Source organism: Leminorella richardii (assembly GCF_900478135.1).
In the GTDB taxonomy this organism is placed as follows: Bacteria; Pseudomonadota; Gammaproteobacteria; order Enterobacterales; family Enterobacteriaceae; genus Leminorella; species Leminorella richardii.
This window is the reverse complement of the sequence record NZ_LS483470.1, coordinates 109031-128118: the sequence shown is the minus strand read 5'-3', so window position 1 is coordinate 128118 and position 19088 is coordinate 109031. Positions and strand designations below refer to the sequence as shown.

Here is a 19088-nt window from a genome sequence, read left to right as displayed (position 1 = left end):
ACAGCTCGACGTCACCAATAAATCTCAACACCATAACCGGGCAGGAGACAGATGAACGAACAATATTCCGCAATGCGAAGCAACGTCAGCATGCTCGGCACTCTACTTGGCGATACGATAAAAGACGCGCTGGGAGAGGATATCCTCGATCGGGTAGAAAGCATCCGTAAACTGTCGAAATCATCCAGAGCGGGCAACGAGGCCAACCGCCAGGCTTTACTGTCAACGCTGCAAAACCTGTCTAATGAACAGCTTTTACCCGTTGCCAAGGCATTCAACCAGTTCCTTAACTTTGCCAACACCGCAGAGCAGTACCATACGATTTCTTCCCACGGTGAAGCCGCAAATAACCCAGAAGCGTTTGCTACGCTGTTTCGCCGCCTGAGGGAACAGCGCATCGACGATGCCGGCATCAAAAAGGCCATCGAGCAGCTGTCTATCGAGCTGGTACTCACCGCTCACCCGACGGAAATCGCCCGTCGCACCATGATCCACAAGCTGGTTGAGGTCAACAACTGCCTGAGCCAGCTGGATCACAACGATCTGGCGGACTACGAGCGCGACAAAATTATGCGCCGCCTGCGTCAACTGGTGGCACAGTCGTGGCATACCGACGAAATTCGCAAAATCAGGCCAACGCCAATCGACGAAGCCAAATGGGGCTTTGCCGTGGTGGAAAATAGCCTGTGGGAAGGCGTTCCCGCCTTTATGCGCGCCTTTAACGACCAACTGGTCGATGCCTTTGACCAACATCTGTCGGTAGAAGCGGTACCGGTGCGCTTTACCTCCTGGATGGGCGGCGATCGCGACGGTAACCCTAACGTCACGGCGAAAATTACCGAGCACGTTATGCTGTACGGCCGCTGGAAGGCCGCCGAACTGTTCCTGAAAGACGTACAGGTACTGGTCTCTGAACTGTCGATGACCGACTGTACGCCAGAGCTGCGCACCATGGCAGGCGGTGACGAAGTACAAGAGCCGTATCGAGAGCTGATGAAGAAGCTTCGCGCCCAGCTAACGTCAACCCACGCTTACCTGACTGCCTGCGTTAACGGCGAGCGTGCAACTCGCCCAGATGACCTGCTGGTTCACAACGAGCAGCTTTGGGAGCCGCTGTATGCCTGCTATCAGTCTCTAAAAGCCTGCGGCATGAGCATTATCGCTAACGGCCAGCTGCTGGACACTCTACGCCGCATTGGCTGCTTCGGCCTGCCGCTGGTGCGTATCGACATCCGTCAGGAAAGCACCCGCCACAGCGATGCCCTTGCCGAGCTGACCAAGTATCTGGAGATCGGCGACTACGACAGTTGGTCAGAGCAGGAGAAGCAGGCGTTTTTAGTTAGAGAGCTTCAGTCTCGCCGACCGCTGCTGCCCCGCGACTGGCAGCCTAGCGCGGAAACTCAGGAAATTCTCGACACCTGTCGCGTTATCGCCAACGCCCCTAAAGGCTCTATCGCCGCCTATGTGATCTCTATGGCGCGCACGCCGTCAGACGTGCTGGCGGTGCACCTGCTGCTAAAAGAAGCAGGATGCGACTTCGCTCTGCCGGTCTGCCCGCTGTTTGAAACGCTAGAAGACCTGAACAACGCTAACGACGTCATGACTCAGTTGCTGAATATCGACTGGTACCGCAGTTTCATCGGCGGCAGGCAAATGATCATGATTGGCTATTCAGACTCCTCCAAAGATGCCGGGGTACTGGCCGCCTCTTGGGCGCAGTATTACGCTCAGGAAGCGCTGATTAAGACCTGTGAGTCGTTCAACGTTGAGCTCACGCTGTTCCACGGACGAGGCGGCACTATTGGCCGCGGCGGCGCGCCGGCTCACGACGCGCTGCTGTCCCAGCCGCCGGGTTCGCTAAAAGGCGGCCTGCGCGTTACCGAACAGGGGGAGATGATCCGCTTTAAGTTTGGCCTACCGGAAGTCACCGTCGCTAGCCTGACCAACTACGCCAGCGCCATTCTGGAAGCCAACCTGCTGCCACCGCCAGATCCAAAGCCAGAGTGGCGCACGATCATGGATGAACTGTCAGCTTACTCCTGCAATGAGTACCGCCGTATTGTGCGCGAAGAGCCGGACTTCGTTCCTTACTTCCGCTCGGCCACGCCGGAACAGGAGCTCAGCAAGCTTCCTCTTGGCTCCCGCCCGGCCAAGCGTAATCCCAAAGGCGGCGTTGAAAGCCTGCGCGCCATCCCCTGGATTTTCGCCTGGACACAAAACCGCCTAATGCTCCCCGCCTGGCTGGGTGCGGGCGCCGCGCTGCGTCACGCCATTGAAAACGGCAGGCAGCAGGAGCTGGAGGCCATGTGCCGCGACTGGCCGTTCTTCAACACCCGCATCAACATGCTGGAAATGGTCTACGCCAAAGCCGACCTGTGGCTGGCAGAATACTACGACCTGAGGCTGGTGGATAAGAACCTATGGCATCTGGGGCAGCGGCTACGAGCCCAGTTGGAAGAAGACATCAAAGTGGCGCTCACTCTTTCTCACGACCAGACGCTGCTGGAAAAGCTGCCGTGGATCGCCGAATCTATTTCACTGCGCAATATCTACACCGATCCGCTGAACGTGCTGCAGGTTGAACTGCTGCAGCGCTCCCGCCAGCAGGAGACGCCGGATCCGCGCGTCGAACAGGCGCTGATGGTCACTATCGCTGGTATCGCGGCAGGGATGCGCAATACCGGCTAGCGTAACGCTGTATCATATTGAAAGGCCGCTCCGGGGAGCGGCCTACTCGATTCGATTGATAACCTGCTTAACAAAGTCATCCAGCCCGTGTCGCTGTAAATATCCCCGCACCTCGCGCTCCCACTCGTCACCGCTGCCCAAAATAGCGCGGCTATGGGTCGTCTCATAGCTGTAGCGGTCGTTATACTGGCCTATCAGCACCTGATTAATATTGACGATGTTAGTGTCTGGCTTATCTCTCAGCCGCTGTTCAATGGACTTAACGATGCGATCCCGCCGCTCAGGATCGGGAGAGACGTTCTTTTCCACCAGTTCGGTGAGCACCAGAAAATCAGGGGGTATGCCCTCTTCAATCGCGGCCTGTAGACGGCAGTGGCCGTCCAGAATAACGTATGACGCCAGCCCGGTGATATACCACACCAGCACCGGCGGCAGGCTGCCTTCGCGGCACTTTTTGCGCCACCACTTAAGACGACTGTCGTCAGGATTAACGGCATAGCGGCCTCGCAGCAGATAACCGTTCCACCACCAGTCTATCAGGCTTACTCGTTCCCGATTGAGCAAGTCGGGAAAGTCTTCACCGTAAAGCGTCCAGCTAAAGCCGGGCGGAGAGGAAAGCGAAGGAGAATGAAAACACCAGTGCTCGACTGACTGAATCTGACCCAATTTACAAGGTGCAGAAGGAGGACGATAGAGCATAGGAAGCAGCCGCCAGCACCGCGCTGGCAGCATTGGGGATGTCGAAGACGCTAAACGCTGGGCAAAATAGCGGCTCCACCAGGCAAGCCTGCCACCCGCCCCAGCGCGCTTGGCCGCCTCAACGTCAGCGGAAGTCACATGAGGCAGCAGCTCAAACTGCCCTGGATGCTCTTGATTAACGATCAGCCAAACGCCGGAATGGTCTTCCAACACAGTAGCCCAAAGCAGCGGCTCACCGCCCATCCATAGCGACATGCGGCCTCGGTGACCACTCACCATTTCCAGCGTTCGCTGACCGTTTCCGCCTGCACCTACCGTCAGCTCCAATCCCTGCCATCGCTGGGCTGGATCCTGAATGTCCTGCCACCAGCCGTGCACCATCTTAGACCTCGCTGTTTACGTTCGCTGTTCACCTGAACTTCACTCACCCCAGTTAAAGTGAATCAAGAAACGATAAAACAATACGGTAAGGATACTATGTTTATTGCTCATCTTCCCACCGGTTACCTCATCGGCACTGCGCTGATAAAAGCATTCAACGCCTCCGAGCCCCAAGCAAAGCGCATTCTAGTCGCGTGCATGCTGGGTGCAATCGCGCCGGATTTCGATCTGTTCTATTTCTATCTGATCGACCATCGTCTCCATCAGCACCATACCTATGTGACTCATTTCCCTATCCTGTGGTTTGGTCTACTGACGCTAGCCTTAGTCTGGCTGAGTTTGGCATCAAGGAAGTCAACAGCGCTATTGGCGGTAGTGTTTTGCCTTAACGGTGCTGTCCACCTGCTATTAGACAGCGTTGTTGGTAACATTTGGTGGCTGATGCCTTTTGTCGACCAGCCATATTCTCTCTTTCATATTGAGGCCATGTACCATCCATGGTGGCTAAACTTTATTTTAAACTGGTCGTTTGCGCTGGAGGTGATTCTGGTGAGCGCAGCGGTCTGGCGATGGCGGTAGCGCGCGGCCGCTTTTTCCGTCGCCTAAAAGAAAGCGCCGCCGGGAATAATCACGGCGGCGCCTGCCTGCGTTTTAGTCGAAGGGTATAAACTTGCCGTCGCGGCGGACAAACAGTCGGTCGGTCAGAGAATATTCACCGCTCTTATACACCACTTCCGCCATCAGGCGCATGGCTTCAACCTTCTCAGACTCGTTGCGCGTAAACATCAGCGTGCTGCGATTGGGGATCGCCACCAGCAGATCGCCTTCACCAGGAGCAAAGCGCTCATCATCCCACAGCTCGTCCATCAGCAGCACGCTGGCTTCGTAGGTTGCCCCTGCCGAAACAATGGAGAACTTCTCAGTATGCTGAACGCCGATTTCCTGCACGACCTGCTGTAGGTTATTTATCGCCAACGCTCTCAGCTCATCAAAGGAAAGCCCCCGGGCCTCGATTTCGCTGCGCATTAAGTAGCGCATACTCTCATTGCGGTCTTCTGCGTAAACTACCAACAGCTCGTCGTTGTAGACCTCATAGGCGTAGTCTAATGACTCTTCCAGTGCGACAGGATCCGGCTCAAGCTGGCTTAGCTGCTGGCGAACGTCATCCAACCAGCCTTTATCTTTTATAACGGGAATAATGTACGAATCGGCCTGTAGCTCTGAGCTTTCAGGCTCCAGCGCCTGAACGGCAGATTTCACAAACATCTCAGCGACTCCCTCAAGGGTCTTAGGATGCGTATTGTAGTGGGCAAATGCGTTATCAAGATGCATAACAAAATACGTCCGATCGTTTTCAATACGGATTTCGCCTTCTGCAACTGCCGTAACCTCCAGCTCCGGCTGAGCCTCGCGCAGCGCGCGAACGAAATAATCAGTGAAATCCGCATAGGACATCGCTGATTTTTTACCAAACAGACCACCTAGCCACTTTATCATTTGCCTGATTCCTTTCTTTGGGGGAGATGCTTACCGTTAGACGCCTCGGCTCTTGTTGACTACGTTTTTCTCAAAAGCGCGCGGCGCTTCCATTTAGGGAAAGCGCCGCGTAAATATAGCAAAATAGTTTCTCGTGAAATAATAAAAAAATGTCCTAAGCCGGTCTTACCCCCAGCGTATGGCAAATCGCATAGCTCAGCTCGGCCCGATTCAGGGTATAGAAGTGGAAGTCCTTCACGCCTTCGCGGCAGAGAATTTTTACCATGTCCATAGCGATGGACGCGCCCACCAGCTTGCGTGTTTCCAAATCATCGTCCAGCCCTGCAAACATTTGACTCATCCACTGCGGCACGCGCACGTTCGTCATGGTGGCGAAGCGCTGAAGCTGCTTAAAATTAGATACTGGCAGAATGCCCGGCACGATTTCAACGTCAATACCGGTTGCTACGCAGCGATCGCGAAAACGCAGGTAGCTTTCCACGTCAAAAAAGAACTGTGTAATCGCCCGGTTGGCTCCGGCGTCCACTTTACGCTTGAGGTTAATCAAATCTGCCTGAGCGCTTTTCGCCTCAGGATGCACTTCCGGATACGCGGCGACAGAAATATCGAAATCGCCAACGCCTCTAAGCAGCTCAACCAGATCGGCGGCGTACATGTCCGGCTTACCGCCGCCCTGAGGAAGATCGCCGCGCAGCGCAACGATGTGGCGAATGCCGCTGTTCCAGTAGTCTTTAGCAATATCCAGCAGCTGCTCGCGGGAGGCGTCGATACAGGTCAAATGCGGTGCGGCGTCCAGCCCGGTTTTATCTTTAATACCTTTGATAATGCCGTGGGTGCGGTCACGCTCGCCGGAGTTAGCGCCGTAGGTTACTGAGACGAACTTTGGCTTCAGCGTCTTCAGACGATCGATAGACTGCCACAGCGTCTGCTCCATTTCCGGCGTGCTCGGCGGAAAAAACTCAAAAGAGACGTTAATCTGGCCGTTCACTTCTGCCAGACTTTGATTTAACGCTTCCCGCTGATTAGCATGAAAAAAGCTCATATCCGTTCACCCTGTTTTTGTCGTGTTTGCTGTAGTTATACCCGTCATACTTCGAGCTGCCTGCGCGTTGGCTGCGCTCGTTCACCCCAGTCACGTACTTATGTACGCTCCTAGGGATTGATGAGAGGCTCCTGCCTCTCACCGGAGGTCCGCCTTCGGCGGAGTAAATTCGTTCCCGACGAATTTGTCTCTCTCTTGCCGCCTTCATGTAACTCGAATTATTTAGGGTATATACTTCTGAACGTTTAGACGTCTAAACATCTAAATAAGATGACCGAAGTTGCCGAAGCTGTCAACACTAAAATCGCGATTCACTGGAATAAATAAAAAACGCCCGACGTTTTGGCAACGTCGAGCGCTTTATTGGTTACTCAATCGAAATTACAGTAGCTTCGCCAGTCGGTTAAGATCGGACTGAATGGCGCCTGCCGTTACGTCACGCCCGGCACCCGGTCCGCGAATAATCAGCGGGTTGTCGCGATACCAGCGGCTCTCAATAGCAAACAGGTTGTCACAGGGCAGTAGCGAGGCCAGTGGGCTTCCTTCTCTCACAGCTTCCACACCAACTCGCGCCTTGCCGTTGGCTTCATAGCGAGCCACGTAGCGTAACACCAGCCCCATCTCACGGGCAGCCTCCAGACGTTCCAGCATCTGTGCGTTTAGCGTTTCCGCCTGCTCGAAGAAGTGGTCAACGGAGCCCTGCTGGGCGTCTTCTGCCACCAAAGACTCTACGCGTACCTGATCGGGTTCAATGTCATATCCTGCTTCACGCGCTAGGATCACCAGCTTACGCATCACGTCCTGCCCTGACAGGTCAACGCGAGGGTCAGGCTCTGTCAGCCCCTGCTGCCACGCCTGTTCCACCAGTTCAGAAAACGGAATAGTGCCGTCAAACTGCAAAAACAGCCAGGAAAGCGTACCGGAAAAAATGCCGCTTAAAGACAGGATAGTGTCGCCGCTGTCGCGAAGATCGCGAACGGTATAGTTTATCGGCAGACCCGCGCCAACAGTAGCGTTATACAGCCAGTGACGGCCGGTTTTCTCAAAAGCGTCGCGGATTTGGCGGTAGTCATTGCCTGACGACGCCCCAGCCAGTTTATTAGCGCTAACCACATGAAAACCGAAGCTGGCGAAATCAAGGTAGCGGTCTGCCAACTCTTGGCTGGCAGTGATATCCAGCACCACCAGATCGTCAAACGGGTGATCGCGCATCCAGCTAATCAGAGTGGCTTCATCCAGCGACTGGGCTTCGTCGTTAAAAAAGGCCAGAACGCGGCTGGCATCCAACCCCTGATAGTCAAGCACACAGCGGCTGCTGTCTACGACACCCGCCAATAAAAACTCAAATCCAGTGCGGTCGGAAAGGTTTTTCTGCTCGCGAGCGAATAGCTCAAGCCAGCGAGAGCCGATATTGCCTTTGCCAAACAGTACCAGCCCTACGCACTTCTCGGCGCGAAACAGGCTAGCGTGCAATCCCTGAATCAGGTGTTCAGTCGGCCCAACCCGAAGTACCGCCACTAGGCTGATGTCATCTTCAGCGTGCCAAATAAATTCTACCGGCTGATCTTTGAGCTGCTGGTAAAAACGGTGGCTGTGCAGCGGGTTCTTACACACGCCGGCACCGACCAGCGCCACCAGTGACAGCCCTTCACGCAGTTGAAGGCGCCCCGGTAGTCTAGCGTCGCCCAGAATGCTCAGTACGCTGTTGACCACTTCAGAGGTGTAGCACAGCTGTAGCAAGTTACGGTCAGCGTGCACCCCTGTCGCCAGCGGCTTAACCTGAACGCGGTTAAGAATGCGTTCTACTTCTTTGTGGATTTGAACAAAGTCGTGCTGTGGCTCTACCTGTAATTCAATTAGGCAAACATCGTCATGACTGGTGACAATCTTTGCGCCAGTGCCTGAGGCCAGCACGCGCTCAATGCGGGTTGAGCCCTGCTCCGGCTGATAGCTACAGCGCAGCTGAAGGTCGATATCGCTACCGGAAACCGGCTGCAGCGTGCGGGCGTGCAGCACCGGAGCAGCAAGGCGAGCCAGTTCGCTGGCTTCGTCCAGCCGCAGTAAAGGAAGCAGGCAGGCGTCTTTCACTTTACGGGGATCGGCACTGTATACCCCCGCCACGTCGCTCCAGATAGTCACTTTATCCACACCGGCCAGCGCGCCAATTTGGGTTGCCGAGTAGTCACTGCCGTTGCGCCCAAGCAGAACCGTTTCTCCAGCTTCGTTGCGGGAAATAAATCCGGTCGCCACCAACCGCTTGCCGGGGTGCTGTGCCAAAAGCTGCTGTAGAAGCGGGTAAGAGCGGCCTTCATCAACCTGAGGCTGGGCGGATCGCTCTGCGCGCAGGAAGTCTCGGGCGTCAAGCCAGGCCGAAGCCAGACCTTTTTGGTTCAATACGGCTGACATCAGGCGTGCTGACCAGACTTCACCATGCCCGACAACCTCAGCATAGGTTGCATCAGACATCGTGCCGTCAAGCAGTGCCGCCAGCCGTTCGAGATCGGCAATAAGTTTGGAGGTCAACTCTGCGGCGTCAGCTTCTGGCAGTAGCCCGCCTATCAGGCCGCTCTGGTAGCGCCGAAGCTCCTGCTGCACCTGATGGGCTGAAATTTTGTCGCTCTGGCTCAGCTGTAGCCACTTGATCAGCTGATTAGTGGTGCTCCCCGCCGCAGACACGACCATCATGTCCCCTTCTCGACTGTATTCCGCCATAATGCCTGCAACGCGCTGGTAACACTTACAGTCTGCCAGGCTGCTGCCGCCAAACTTGTGCAGCTGTCGGTTGGCCGGAAGGCCAGCGGTTCCCGAAATACTCATTACTAACCCCTTTGACTTAGGCGCGAAACGCCTGTTCCAAATCGGCAATCAGGTCGTCGCCGTCTTCAATACCTACTGAAATGCGCAGCAGTCTGTCAGAGATCCCCGCCGCTGCCCTTGCCTCTGCCGACATGCCCGCATGCGTCATCGTCGCCGCATGGGAAATCAGGCTCTCAACGCCACCCAGCGACTCGGCTAGTGTAAACAGCTTCAGCGCCCCGATAAAGCGCCGCATTGCCGCTTCGTCACCGTCAAATTCAAAACTCAGCATCGCACCAAAGCCAGACTGCTGACGACTGGCGATGTCGTGCCCCGCATTGCTCGGCAGCGAAGGGTGATAGAGCGTTTTTACCCGAGCTTGGGTTTGCAGATAGGCCACCACATCCAGCGCGTTTTGCTGCTGTATTTTCATGCGCGGAGACAGCGTGCGCAGTCCGCGCAGCAGCAGATAGCTGTCAAACGCCGCTGCCGTCACGCCAATGTTGTTCGCCCACCAGGCCAGCTCCTCGCCCAGAGCGTCGTCTTTCACAATCGCTACACCCGCCACTACGTCGGAATGACCGTTAAGGTATTTGGTACAGGAGTGCAGCACGATGTCAGCACCCAGCGCCAGCGGCTGCTGTAAAACCGGGCTGAGGAACGTATTGTCCACGGCAACCAGCGCGCCAGCCTGATGAGCGGCCTGACAGATTTTTGCAATATCGACCACTCGCAGCAGTGGATTGCTGGGCGTTTCCACCAGCACCAGCTTCGGCTTTTGCGCCAGTGCCTGCGCCAGCGCAGCCTCATCCCCCTGATCGACGAACAGCACTCGATAGGCGCCGCGACGCGTTTGGCTGTCGAATAGCCGATAGCTGCCGCCGTAGCAGTCATGAGGGGCAACAAGCAGATCTCCCGGCTTAAGTAGGGTCGTGCAAATAAGGTGAATAGCCGACATGCCGCTGCTTGTCAGCACCGCGCGACATCCTCCTTCCAGCTCAGCCAGCGCTCCCTGAGCAACGTCTCTGGTTGGATTGCCGCGACGAGAATAGTCGTGAGCGCGAGGCTGATTAAAATCGATAAAGTTATAGGTGCTGGAAAGATGGATGGGGGGAACAACACAGCCGTACTGCTCATCTGAGTTAAGCCCACCGCGAACCGCTATGGTTGCCTGTTTGCGCGTCACCGAAACTACCCCCTAAAGAAAGGAATCAATAAATTATCAATAAGAGCTGATAAGATAATCTCGAAAACAATAGCCGTCAATACTTCTGGACGTCTAAACTTCTTGCCGTGTAGATTGAGGAGAATCAAATTATCCGTTAAAATTGTCATGGTATAGACGTTAACTTGGTAAAGTGCGTTTACTGTGAACTCACTTCAAACTATCAGACGGTCAATCATTAAGGTGCCCCATGGCTGAGTGGAACGGCGAATATGTCAGCCCCTATGCTGAACATGGTAAAAAAAGCGAACAGGTTAAAAAGATTACGGTATCCATTCCGCTAAAAGTCTTGAAAATCCTGACCGATGAACGAACTCGCCGCCAGATCAACAATCTGCGGCATGCCACCAACAGCGAGCTGCTCTGTGAAGCGTTCCTGCACGCGTTTACCGGCCAGCCACTACCCGACGATAACGACCTTCGCAAAGAGCGCAGCGATGAAATTCCTGAAACGGCGAAGGTGCAGATGAGGGAAAAAGGCGTCGATCCCGATACGTGGGAATACTAGGCGTACGCAAAGCGCTTTCACCGCCTCACGGCGCGCGGGCTACCTAATCGAATAGGCGGGTTGCCCTTTGTGGTAAATGCGGCGTGATAGGTATAACGCCGCAGAAGATAAAAAATTACAGACACAAAAAAGGCGCCTTGATGGCGCCTTTTTCCTGCACATAACCGTGCACAAGTAAAAGATTACTTGCCTTTAACCATGTTGAAGCGCTTGTTGAACAGGTCAACACGGCCGCCGGTCGCAACGTCACGCTGCTTGCCGGTGTAGAACGGATGGCATTCGCCACACACGTCCAGGTTCAGATCGCGGCCAACGGTAGAGTTAATCTTGATAACGTTACCGCAAGAACAGGTTGCCGTGATCTCTTTATAATCTGGATGAATACCTTGTTTCATGATGAACCTCTCTAAAGTCGTATCGCTATACGGACACCAATTTGCCGCACACCATACGAGATAAAAAATGGGTTGAGTGGTTTGGCTCTATAAAGAACCAAAGGCGGCAGATTATACAGAGTAGAAATGAACCACGCAAGCGGCGAGCTATTCGGCAGTTGCCCGGGCTTATGTTATGCTGTACTGCTTCACAATTTGGTGACGTTATTTCGTTATTTCGCTGATTAGGAACTGCTTCGGCATGCGCGTTGTTAAGGTTGTTTTCCCCGTACCGCTGGATCGCTCATTCGACTACCTGCTGCCCGAAGGGGAAAAGGCCGTCGTCGGCGCGCGGGTAAGCGCCCCCTTCGGCCCGAGAAAAGCCATTGGTATCATCGTCGCTTCCTCAGCGAACAGTGATTACCCGCTGTCACAGCTAAAAACCGTTCACCACCTTATTGATCAAGAATCCCTCTTTACGCCCAGCCTGTGGAAAACGCTGCACTGGGCAGCCTCTTACTATCAGTTTCCTCTAGGTGAAGTGCTATTCCACGCGCTTCCAGTGCTGCTTCGTCAGGGAAAACCAGCGGAAGAGCCCCCGATCTGGCAGTGGCGAGCAACGCCTGAAGGTGAAGAGGTCGATCTCGCTATTCTAAAGCGCGCCCCTAAGCAGCAACAGGCGCTGGCGGCACTGCGTAAACACCCGGTGTATCGCCACCAGATTGCAGAACAGGATCTTAACGAAGCCGCCCTGAAAGCGTTAAAAGAAAAAGGCCTGGCTGAACTTCAGGCAACAGCGCCGACACCAAGCCTCTGGAAGGAAACGCACGCAAACGACGAGGAGCGTCTCAAGCTCAATACGGAACAGGCAACCGCCGTGGGCGCCATTCGCGGCAGCGACAGCGAGTTTGGCGTTTGGCTGCTGGAAGGTATTACCGGATCGGGAAAGACGGAAGTCTATCTCAGCGTGCTGGAAAACGTGCTGGCACAGGGGCGGCAGGCGCTGGTGCTGGTTCCGGAAATCGGCCTCACACCCCAAACCATCGCACGCTTTCGCGAGCGCTTTAATGCCCCAATTGACGTCGTCCATTCCGGCCTTAACGACAGCGAGCGGCTGGCCGTTTGGCTGCGCGCTCGGCGAGGGGAAACCGCCATCGTCATCGGTACGCGCTCGGCGCTGTTCACGCCGTTTGAACGCCTCGGCATTATTATTATCGATGAAGAGCACGACAGCTCCTACAAACAGCAGGAAGGCTGGCGCTACCATGCGCGCGATTTAGCCGTTTTACACGCTCGACAGGAACATATTCCCATCGTTTTAGGCTCTGCCACGCCCGCCGTGGAAAGCCTGTACAACGCCCAAACGGGCAAGTACCGTCACCTGCGGTTAACCATGCGTGCCGGGCACGCTCGCCCGGCGGCACAGGCGCTGATTGACCTGAAAGGACAAACCCTGACCGCAGGCCTTTCGGCACCGCTGCTTGCCCGCATGCGTGAGCATCTTAACGCCAATAATCAGGTCATGCTGTTTCTCAACCGTCGAGGCTATGCCCCTGCGCTGCTCTGCCATGAATGCGGCTGGATCGCGGAATGCCCGCGCTGCGAGCAGTATTACACTCTGCACCAGCATCAGCGCCAGCTTCGCTGCCACCACTGCGACAGCCAGCGCCCGGTGCCCTACCAGTGTCCGCAGTGTGGCTCAACCCATCTGGTGCCCGTCGGCGTTGGCACAGAACAGCTCGACAGCGAGCTTGTCCGGCTGTTCCCCGACATTCCCATTACCCGCGTCGACCGCGACACTACCAGCAGAAAAGGGGCATTAGAGCAGCACCTGTCAGATATCCATCAGGGAGGCGCTCGCATTCTGATCGGCACCCAAATGCTGGCTAAAGGCCACCACTTTCCCGATGTAACAATGGTCGGGCTTATCGACGTTGACGGTGCGCTGTTTTGCGCTGACTTTCGCGCCGCAGAGCGCTTTGCTCAGCTTTATACTCAGGTTTCTGGCCGAGCAGGTCGCGCGGGCAAGCGGGGAGAAGTGCTGCTGCAAACCCATCATCCTGACCATCCGCTGCTGCAAACTCTGCTCCATCAGGGCTACGACGCTTTTGCCCGGCAGGCGATTGCAGAAAGGAAAACCGTTTTTTTACCGCCATTTACCTACCACGCTATGTTTCGCGCTGACGATCACGACAATCGTCAAGCCAGCCAGTTTCTACAGCAGCTGCGCGAGCACCTTGCTGCCACACAGACGGAAGACGGTGCTCTATGGGTGCTGGGACCGGTACCCGCGCTGGCCGCGAAGCGAAGCGGGCGCTTTCGCTGGCAGCTGCTGTTACAGCATCCTTCCCGCCAGCGTCTACAGCAGATCCTCTACGGGCTGCGGCAGTATATTTCCACCATGCCACAGGCTCCCAAAGTCAAGTGGACGCTGGATGTCGACCCCATAGAGAGCTAATTCGAATATTATTGCGAGGCTGCTCTAAAAAACTTAGCAACCGCATACTATTCAGCCCAGAAATCGCTTAAAACTACCGACGGTCTATACAGTAGGAAAAGCGACGATGCTAAATTTCTCTGGGAGTCCCCTATCTTGGAACAGGTAAAAATACCGCCAAACGTCACCATGAGAGACGTAGCGGTTCAGGCTGGCGTCTCCGCCGCAACGGTTTCCAGAACGCTGATGATGCCGGACAAAGTGTCGGCACAAACCCGCGATAGGGTGGAACAGGCTATTGCCCAAACGGGCTATATCCCGGTCTCTCAGAATAAAATTGCCCGCCAGAAGGGAAGCCGGATCCTGCTGGTGATGGCACAGGACATCACCGATCCGTTCTCCACCGACGTCATGCAGGGAATTCAGGAAACGGCAGAGATATTTGGCTATACCGTGCTTTTTCTGGATAATCGCCAGCAGTCCGTCGATTGGGAGACTCTATCTCCCATTATGCGGCAAGTAGACGGCGCCGTTCTGCTCGGAGCCCGCTTTCCGTTTGGCCTGAGCGCCGAAGAGCGCGCGCTGTGCCCGCCGATGGTCATGGCGAATGAATACCTTCCCGAGCTCAAACTACCGACGATTCATATCGACAACCTGACCGCCGCATTTAACGCGGTGCTCTATCTACAGCATCTAGGCCACTGTCGCATAGCCTGCATCTGTGGCCCGAGCCAGCTCCATTTGAGCCACTACCGGCAACAAGGGTATATTCAGGCGCTCCAGCGCGGCGGCATTGCGATAGAAAAAAGCTACATTTTGGAAGGCCCTCTGACGTTCGAAAGCGGCGCCAGCGCACTGTCGCAACTGATGGCACTGCCTCAGCCTCCCAGCGCTATCTTTTGCCACAGCGACATTGTTGCCATCGGCGCCATTCATCAGGCAAAACAGCAGGGATTAAAAGTTCCGCAGGATCTCTCCGTGATCGGCTTTGACGACATCTCGATGGCAAAATACGCCGATCCGCCTCTCACCACCGTTGCCCAGCCGCGCTATCAAATCGGTAAGCAGGCCGTGCAGATGCTGCTGGAACTGTTGGAAGGGAATCCGGAAAAAAGAGGGTCTATTCTGTTAGACAGCGAGCTTATCGTTCGCGACAGTACGGCACCACTGTAGGGTATAAAAGCCCCATTCCACCTCGAATGATAACATTAGGTAACTAAACACAATCTAGCCAAGGTCTTGCATATTACGTACTATAAGACATCATTTTCTTTATTTTCGACAACAGACAAGAGTCACAGTGGCACAACGAGATTATGTCAGCCGCAGCCGTTCAGGAGCGCGGGGCAAAAAAAGCAGTAAAAACAAAAAGAAAAAAAGCGCATCGGGAGCAGCATCCAAACTGATGGTGGTGCTTGCCGTCGCCGTTCTAGCCGTCTTTGCCGGTGGCCTTTATTACATTACCCAAAATAAATCCGATCCACCGCCTGAAACGTCTGGGCCAGCTACCGCTCAGGGGAACGGTTTACCGCCAAAACCAACCGATCGCTGGACTTATATTAAAGAGCTGGAAAACCGTCAGGTGACTAACTCACCAAACTCCGGCGCCACACAGCCTCCTCTCTCTCAGCAGCCACAGCTAACCACCGAACAGCGAAGAGCGCTGGAGCAGATTCAGTCAGATATGCAAAAGCCTCCTGCCACACAGGCGGGAACAGCCACAGGCAGTAACCCTGCCACCTCAAGAGACGGCGGCAGTAAACCGGCGCTCAACACGGCTGCGACCAATAACAATGCCTCAAAGCCGACAACGCCTCCGCCGCCCACTGTGCAAAATACCGCTCAGGCAAAAAACCAGCGCTGGACAATCCAGTGCGGCTCTTTCCGCACTACAGAGCAGGCAGAGTCAGTCAAAGTGAAGCTGGCATTTTCGGGCTTTGAAAGCCGTATTAGCACCGGCGGCGGCTGGAATAGGGTGGTGATGGGCCCATACGCCAATCGCGACAGCGCAGACAAAACTTTACAACGGCTGAAAAACGCCGGCATGAGCAGCTGCATGCCTGTCGCTGCCGGAAACTAATCGTTTAATTTCATACAGCTATTGGCCGCTTCAGTGTAAAAACTCACTCAAGCGGCCACACATCGCCCTCGTATTTGAAAAAGATTGTCCCCCCCTCAGGGTTGAAATAGCGTTCTGGCTTCCCCATCTACATATCCAATCCCCCTGACCTAATAAAGGCAGGCCCCTTTTCCTATCTGCTAGCGAGGATAAACACGTGACAACGATTGTAAGCGTCCGCCGTAATGGCCATGTGGTAATAGGTGGTGATGGTCAAGTTACGCTGGGCAACACCGTAATGAAAGGTAACGCCCGTAAAGTCCGTCGCCTGTACAACGAGCGGGTCATTGCAGGCTTTGCTGGCGGCACTGCGGACGCCTTTACGCTGTTTGAGCGCTTTGAGCGCAAGCTGGAAATGCATCAGGGGCACCTGACCAAAGCGGCAGTGGAACTTGCTAAAGACTGGCGAACTGACCGCATGCTGCGCCGCCTTGAAGCGCTTCTGGCAGTTGCCGATGAAACCGCATCGCTGATCATTACCGGCAATGGCGACGTCGTTCAGCCAGAAAACGACCTGATCGCTATCGGCTCAGGGGGGCCTTACGCCCAGTCCGCTGCCAGAGCCCTGCTGGAAAATACCGATATGAGCGCCCGTGACATCGTCGAAAAATCTCTGTCTATCGCCGGTGACATCTGTATCTATACCAACCGTTTCCAAACGATCGAAGAACTTAAGTCAAAAGAATAAGGATCGCCACCATGTCTGAAATGACTCCTCGCGAAATAGTTAGCGAACTCGACGGTTACATTATCGGCCAAGGCAAAGCCAAGCGCGCCGTGGCCATTGCGCTACGCAACCGCTGGCGCCGTATGCAGCTTAACGACGAGCTGCGCCACGAAGTCACGCCCAAAAACATCCTGATGATCGGACCAACCGGCGTCGGTAAAACCGAAATCGCCCGCCGCTTGGCCAAGCTTGCCAATGCGCCTTTTATTAAGGTTGAAGCGACCAAGTTCACCGAAGTGGGCTATGTGGGCAAAGAAGTTGACTCCATCATCCGCGATCTTGCCGATGCCGCCGTCAAAATGGTTCGCCAGCAGTCGGTGGAAAAAATGCGCTACCGCGCCGAAGAGCTGGCGGAAGACCGCATTCTGGACGTGCTGATCCCACCTGCCCGCGACAACTGGGGTCAGGCAGAAGGCAATCAGGAAAGTTCAGCGGCTCGTCAGGCGTTTCGCAAAAAGCTGCGCGAAGGCCAGCTGGATGACAAAGAAATCGAGATCGAACTGACGGCCGTGCCAATGGGCGTTGAAATTATGGCGCCTCCGGGCATGGAAGAAATGACCAATCAGCTTCAATCCATGTTCCAAAATCTTGGCGGTCAGAAGCAGAAACCGCGCAAGATGAAGATTAAGGACGCTTTCAAAGCGCTTATCGAAGAAGAGGCCGGCAAGCTGGTTAATCCTGAAGAGCTGAAGCAGCAGGCGATCGACGCCGTTGAGCAGCACGGCATCGTGTTTATCGACGAAATCGATAAGATCTGTAAGCGCGGGGAAGTTTCTGGCCCTGACGTTTCTCGCGAAGGCGTTCAGCGCGACCTGCTGCCGCTGGTAGAAGGCTGCACCGTATCGACCAAGCACGGCATGGTGAAAACCGATCACATTCTGTTTATCGCCTCCGGCGCGTTCCAGACAGCTAGCCCATCAGATCTGATCCCTGAGCTACAGGGTCGACTGCCGATCCGCGTTGAGCTACAGGCGCTGACGACGGAAGACTTTGAGCGCATTCTGACAGAGCCTAGCGCATCTTTGACTGAACAGTACAAGGCACTGATGGCGACGGAAGGAGTTGCAGTAAACTTCCAGCCTGACGGCATTCGCCGCATTGCTGAAGCCGCATGGCAGGTGAATGAAAGAACGGAAAACATCGGCGCCCGCCGCCTGCATACTGTGTTGGAACGCCTGATGGAAGATATTTCCTATGACGCCAGCGAAAATGGTGGTGCAGTGATAACCATTGACGCCCAGTACGTTCGCGATCATTTGGATGAACTGGTCGATGATGAAGATCTGAGCCGCTTTATTCTGTAATCCCGCTCACGTCCTAACCTATCAGCAGTATTTACGGGAAGCCTCGGCTTCCCGTAAACTTATCCGCTTTTCCGGTTCGATATCCGGTATACTTTCTAAAAAACTGCGCGCTTTCGCTCTTTTCCGACTCGACTATTTGGCACAAAGTTAGCACATATGCCACGGAATCAAAGCAAGCTCTCGTTAATTTTCCTATAATGCGCGTATAATTGACGGTTAGTCGTTTATTACGTACAGATACGTACTGAAGTTTATATTTGAATTGAAGCCATGAGCCAAACTCACTCAACAAGTCAAGTTACCGCCTGGATTGAGAGCCTGCGCCCTCGTACGCTACCCCTTGCGCTGGCCTCTATCGTCACGGGATCTGCACTGGCTGCCTGGATGAACCACTTCAGCCTGGGCATCGCAGTCATGGCGCTCTTGACGGCAGCACTGCTGCAAATTCTCTCCAATCTGGCGAATGACTACGGCGACGCGGTAAAAGGTAGCGATACCGAAGCGCGCATCGGCCCCAATCGCGGTATGCAAAAAGGCCTGATTACCCTCCCCCAGATGAAGCGGGCGCTGGCGATAGTTATTGCCCTGACGGTGCTTTCCGGCGTGGCCCTTATTGCCATGGCCTGTAGAAAGCCAGAGGATATTATCGGATTTCTAGCATTAGGGCTTCTGGCTATTGTCGCCTCCATCACCTATACCGTCGGGCGTAAACCCTACGGCTATATGGGGCTTGGCGACATTTCCGTCCTGATTTTCTTCGGCTGGCTCAGCGTAGCCGGTACCTACTACCTACAGGCCGGCACCTTTGACAGCATCGTTCTGCTGCCCGCTACGGCCTGCGGCCTGCTGGCGGTGGCGGTACTCAACATCAATAACCTGCGGGACATCGATAACGACCGCATGAACGGCAAAAATACGCTGGCAGTGCGCTTAGGCCCCATTTGGGCTCGCCGCTATCACTTCCTGCTGTTGGCTGGGGCGCTGCTTTGCCTGGTGCTGTTTGCGCTGTTCGATCTTCGCAGCTGGAGCGGATGGCTGTTTATTCTGGCCGTTCCGCTGCTGTACCGCCACGCGGTCTATGTGCTCCATGAGCAAACGGCAGTCGCTATGCGCCCCATGCTTGAACAAATGGTAAAAGGCGCGCTGCTGACCAACATTCTCTTTGCTATTGGCGTTGTTCTTAGCTAGGCAAACCTCAGGCTCTCATTCTTTTCCCAACAAGAGGATGGCTTTGCCATCCTCTTGACGTTCGGGCTATACTGGCAGCTACGACGGTAAACCAACGATACCA

Annotated in this window: 15 protein-coding genes; 9 read left to right on the top strand and 6 right to left on the bottom strand. The window is 54.9% G+C overall.

Annotated elements, in window-relative coordinates; genetic code table 11:
- Positions 1-51 precede the first annotated feature (51 nt).
- Positions 52-2688 carry a phosphoenolpyruvate carboxylase gene (gene ppc / locus DQM29_RS00550; RefSeq protein ID WP_111738820.1) on the top strand — a complete coding sequence of 879 codons (2637 nt, stop codon included), beginning with the start codon at positions 52-54 and terminating at the stop codon, positions 2686-2688.
- Between the two features lie 42 nt (positions 2689-2730).
- Here ppc and DQM29_RS00545 read toward each other — a convergent pair whose 3' ends face one another.
- Complete coding sequence (locus DQM29_RS00545) at positions 2731-3768, bottom strand: ParB N-terminal domain-containing protein (RefSeq protein ID WP_111738819.1); 1038 nt, start codon at positions 3766-3768, stop codon at positions 2731-2733.
- 96 nt (positions 3769-3864) lie between these two features.
- On the opposite strand from DQM29_RS00545, the gene DQM29_RS00540 reads away from it, so the two are divergent.
- Positions 3865-4347: a metal-dependent hydrolase gene (locus DQM29_RS00540; RefSeq protein WP_111738818.1), complete on the top strand. Its 483-nt coding sequence runs from the start codon at positions 3865-3867 to the stop codon at positions 4345-4347.
- A gap of 72 nt (positions 4348-4419) precedes the next feature.
- Here the strand turns inward: DQM29_RS00540 and DQM29_RS00535 are convergent, their stop codons facing one another.
- The 4 genes from DQM29_RS00535 to metB all read right to left on the bottom strand — a co-directional run bounded on the left by DQM29_RS00535 (position 4420) and on the right by metB (position 10289).
- Positions 4420-5265 (bottom strand): DUF1444 family protein, encoded by an 846-nt coding sequence (locus tag DQM29_RS00535; protein ID WP_111738817.1) that lies wholly within the window; start codon positions 5263-5265, stop codon positions 4420-4422.
- Positions 5266-5419: 154 nt separating this feature from the next.
- Complete coding sequence (gene metF / locus DQM29_RS00530; RefSeq protein ID WP_111738816.1) at positions 5420-6307, bottom strand: methylenetetrahydrofolate reductase; 888 nt, start codon at positions 6305-6307, stop codon at positions 5420-5422.
- A 381-nt stretch (positions 6308-6688) separates the two neighbouring features.
- Positions 6689-9124 carry a bifunctional aspartate kinase/homoserine dehydrogenase II gene (locus DQM29_RS00525; protein ID WP_111738815.1) on the bottom strand — a complete coding sequence of 812 codons (2436 nt, stop codon included), beginning with the start codon at positions 9122-9124 and terminating at the stop codon, positions 6689-6691.
- A 16-nt stretch (positions 9125-9140) separates the two neighbouring features.
- Positions 9141-10289, bottom strand: coding sequence for a cystathionine gamma-synthase (gene metB / locus DQM29_RS00520; RefSeq protein WP_111738814.1), 1149 nt, complete (start codon positions 10287-10289; stop codon positions 9141-9143).
- A 229-nt stretch (positions 10290-10518) separates the two neighbouring features.
- Here metB and metJ point away from each other — a divergent pair, with 229 nt between their 5' ends.
- Positions 10519-10836 (top strand): met regulon transcriptional regulator MetJ, encoded by a 318-nt coding sequence (gene metJ, locus DQM29_RS00515; protein WP_111738813.1) that lies wholly within the window; start codon positions 10519-10521, stop codon positions 10834-10836.
- Positions 10837-11018: 182 nt separating this feature from the next.
- On the opposite strand, the gene rpmE is transcribed toward metJ, so the two are convergent.
- Complete coding sequence (rpmE, locus tag DQM29_RS00510; protein ID WP_111738812.1) at positions 11019-11231, bottom strand: 50S ribosomal protein L31; 213 nt, start codon at positions 11229-11231, stop codon at positions 11019-11021.
- A gap of 241 nt (positions 11232-11472) precedes the next feature.
- On the opposite strand from rpmE, the gene priA reads away from it, so the two are divergent.
- From priA to DQM29_RS00480, 6 genes are all read left to right on the top strand, one after another.
- Positions 11473-13668 carry a primosomal protein N' gene (priA, locus tag DQM29_RS00505; RefSeq protein WP_111738811.1) on the top strand — a complete coding sequence of 732 codons (2196 nt, stop codon included), beginning with the start codon at positions 11473-11475 and terminating at the stop codon, positions 13666-13668.
- A gap of 135 nt (positions 13669-13803) precedes the next feature.
- Positions 13804-14820 (top strand): DNA-binding transcriptional regulator CytR, encoded by a 1017-nt coding sequence (gene cytR, locus DQM29_RS00500; RefSeq protein WP_332102933.1) that lies wholly within the window; start codon positions 13804-13806, stop codon positions 14818-14820.
- Positions 14821-14947: 127 nt separating this feature from the next.
- Positions 14948-15727 (top strand): SPOR domain-containing protein, encoded by a 780-nt coding sequence (locus DQM29_RS00495; protein WP_111738810.1) that lies wholly within the window; start codon positions 14948-14950, stop codon positions 15725-15727.
- A 196-nt stretch (positions 15728-15923) separates the two neighbouring features.
- Positions 15924-16454, top strand: coding sequence for an ATP-dependent protease subunit HslV (hslV, locus tag DQM29_RS00490; RefSeq protein ID WP_111738809.1), 531 nt, complete (start codon positions 15924-15926; stop codon positions 16452-16454).
- Positions 16455-16465: 11 nt separating this feature from the next.
- A complete protein-coding gene (gene hslU / locus DQM29_RS00485; RefSeq protein ID WP_111738808.1) occupies positions 16466-17797 on the top strand; it encodes an HslU--HslV peptidase ATPase subunit in 1332 nt (443 codons plus the stop codon).
- A 270-nt stretch (positions 17798-18067) separates the two neighbouring features.
- On the top strand, positions 18068-18985 hold the full coding sequence (locus tag DQM29_RS00480) for a 1,4-dihydroxy-2-naphthoate polyprenyltransferase (RefSeq protein WP_111738807.1): 918 nt from the start codon (positions 18068-18070) through the stop codon (positions 18983-18985).
- Positions 18986-19088: the final 103 nt, after the last annotated feature.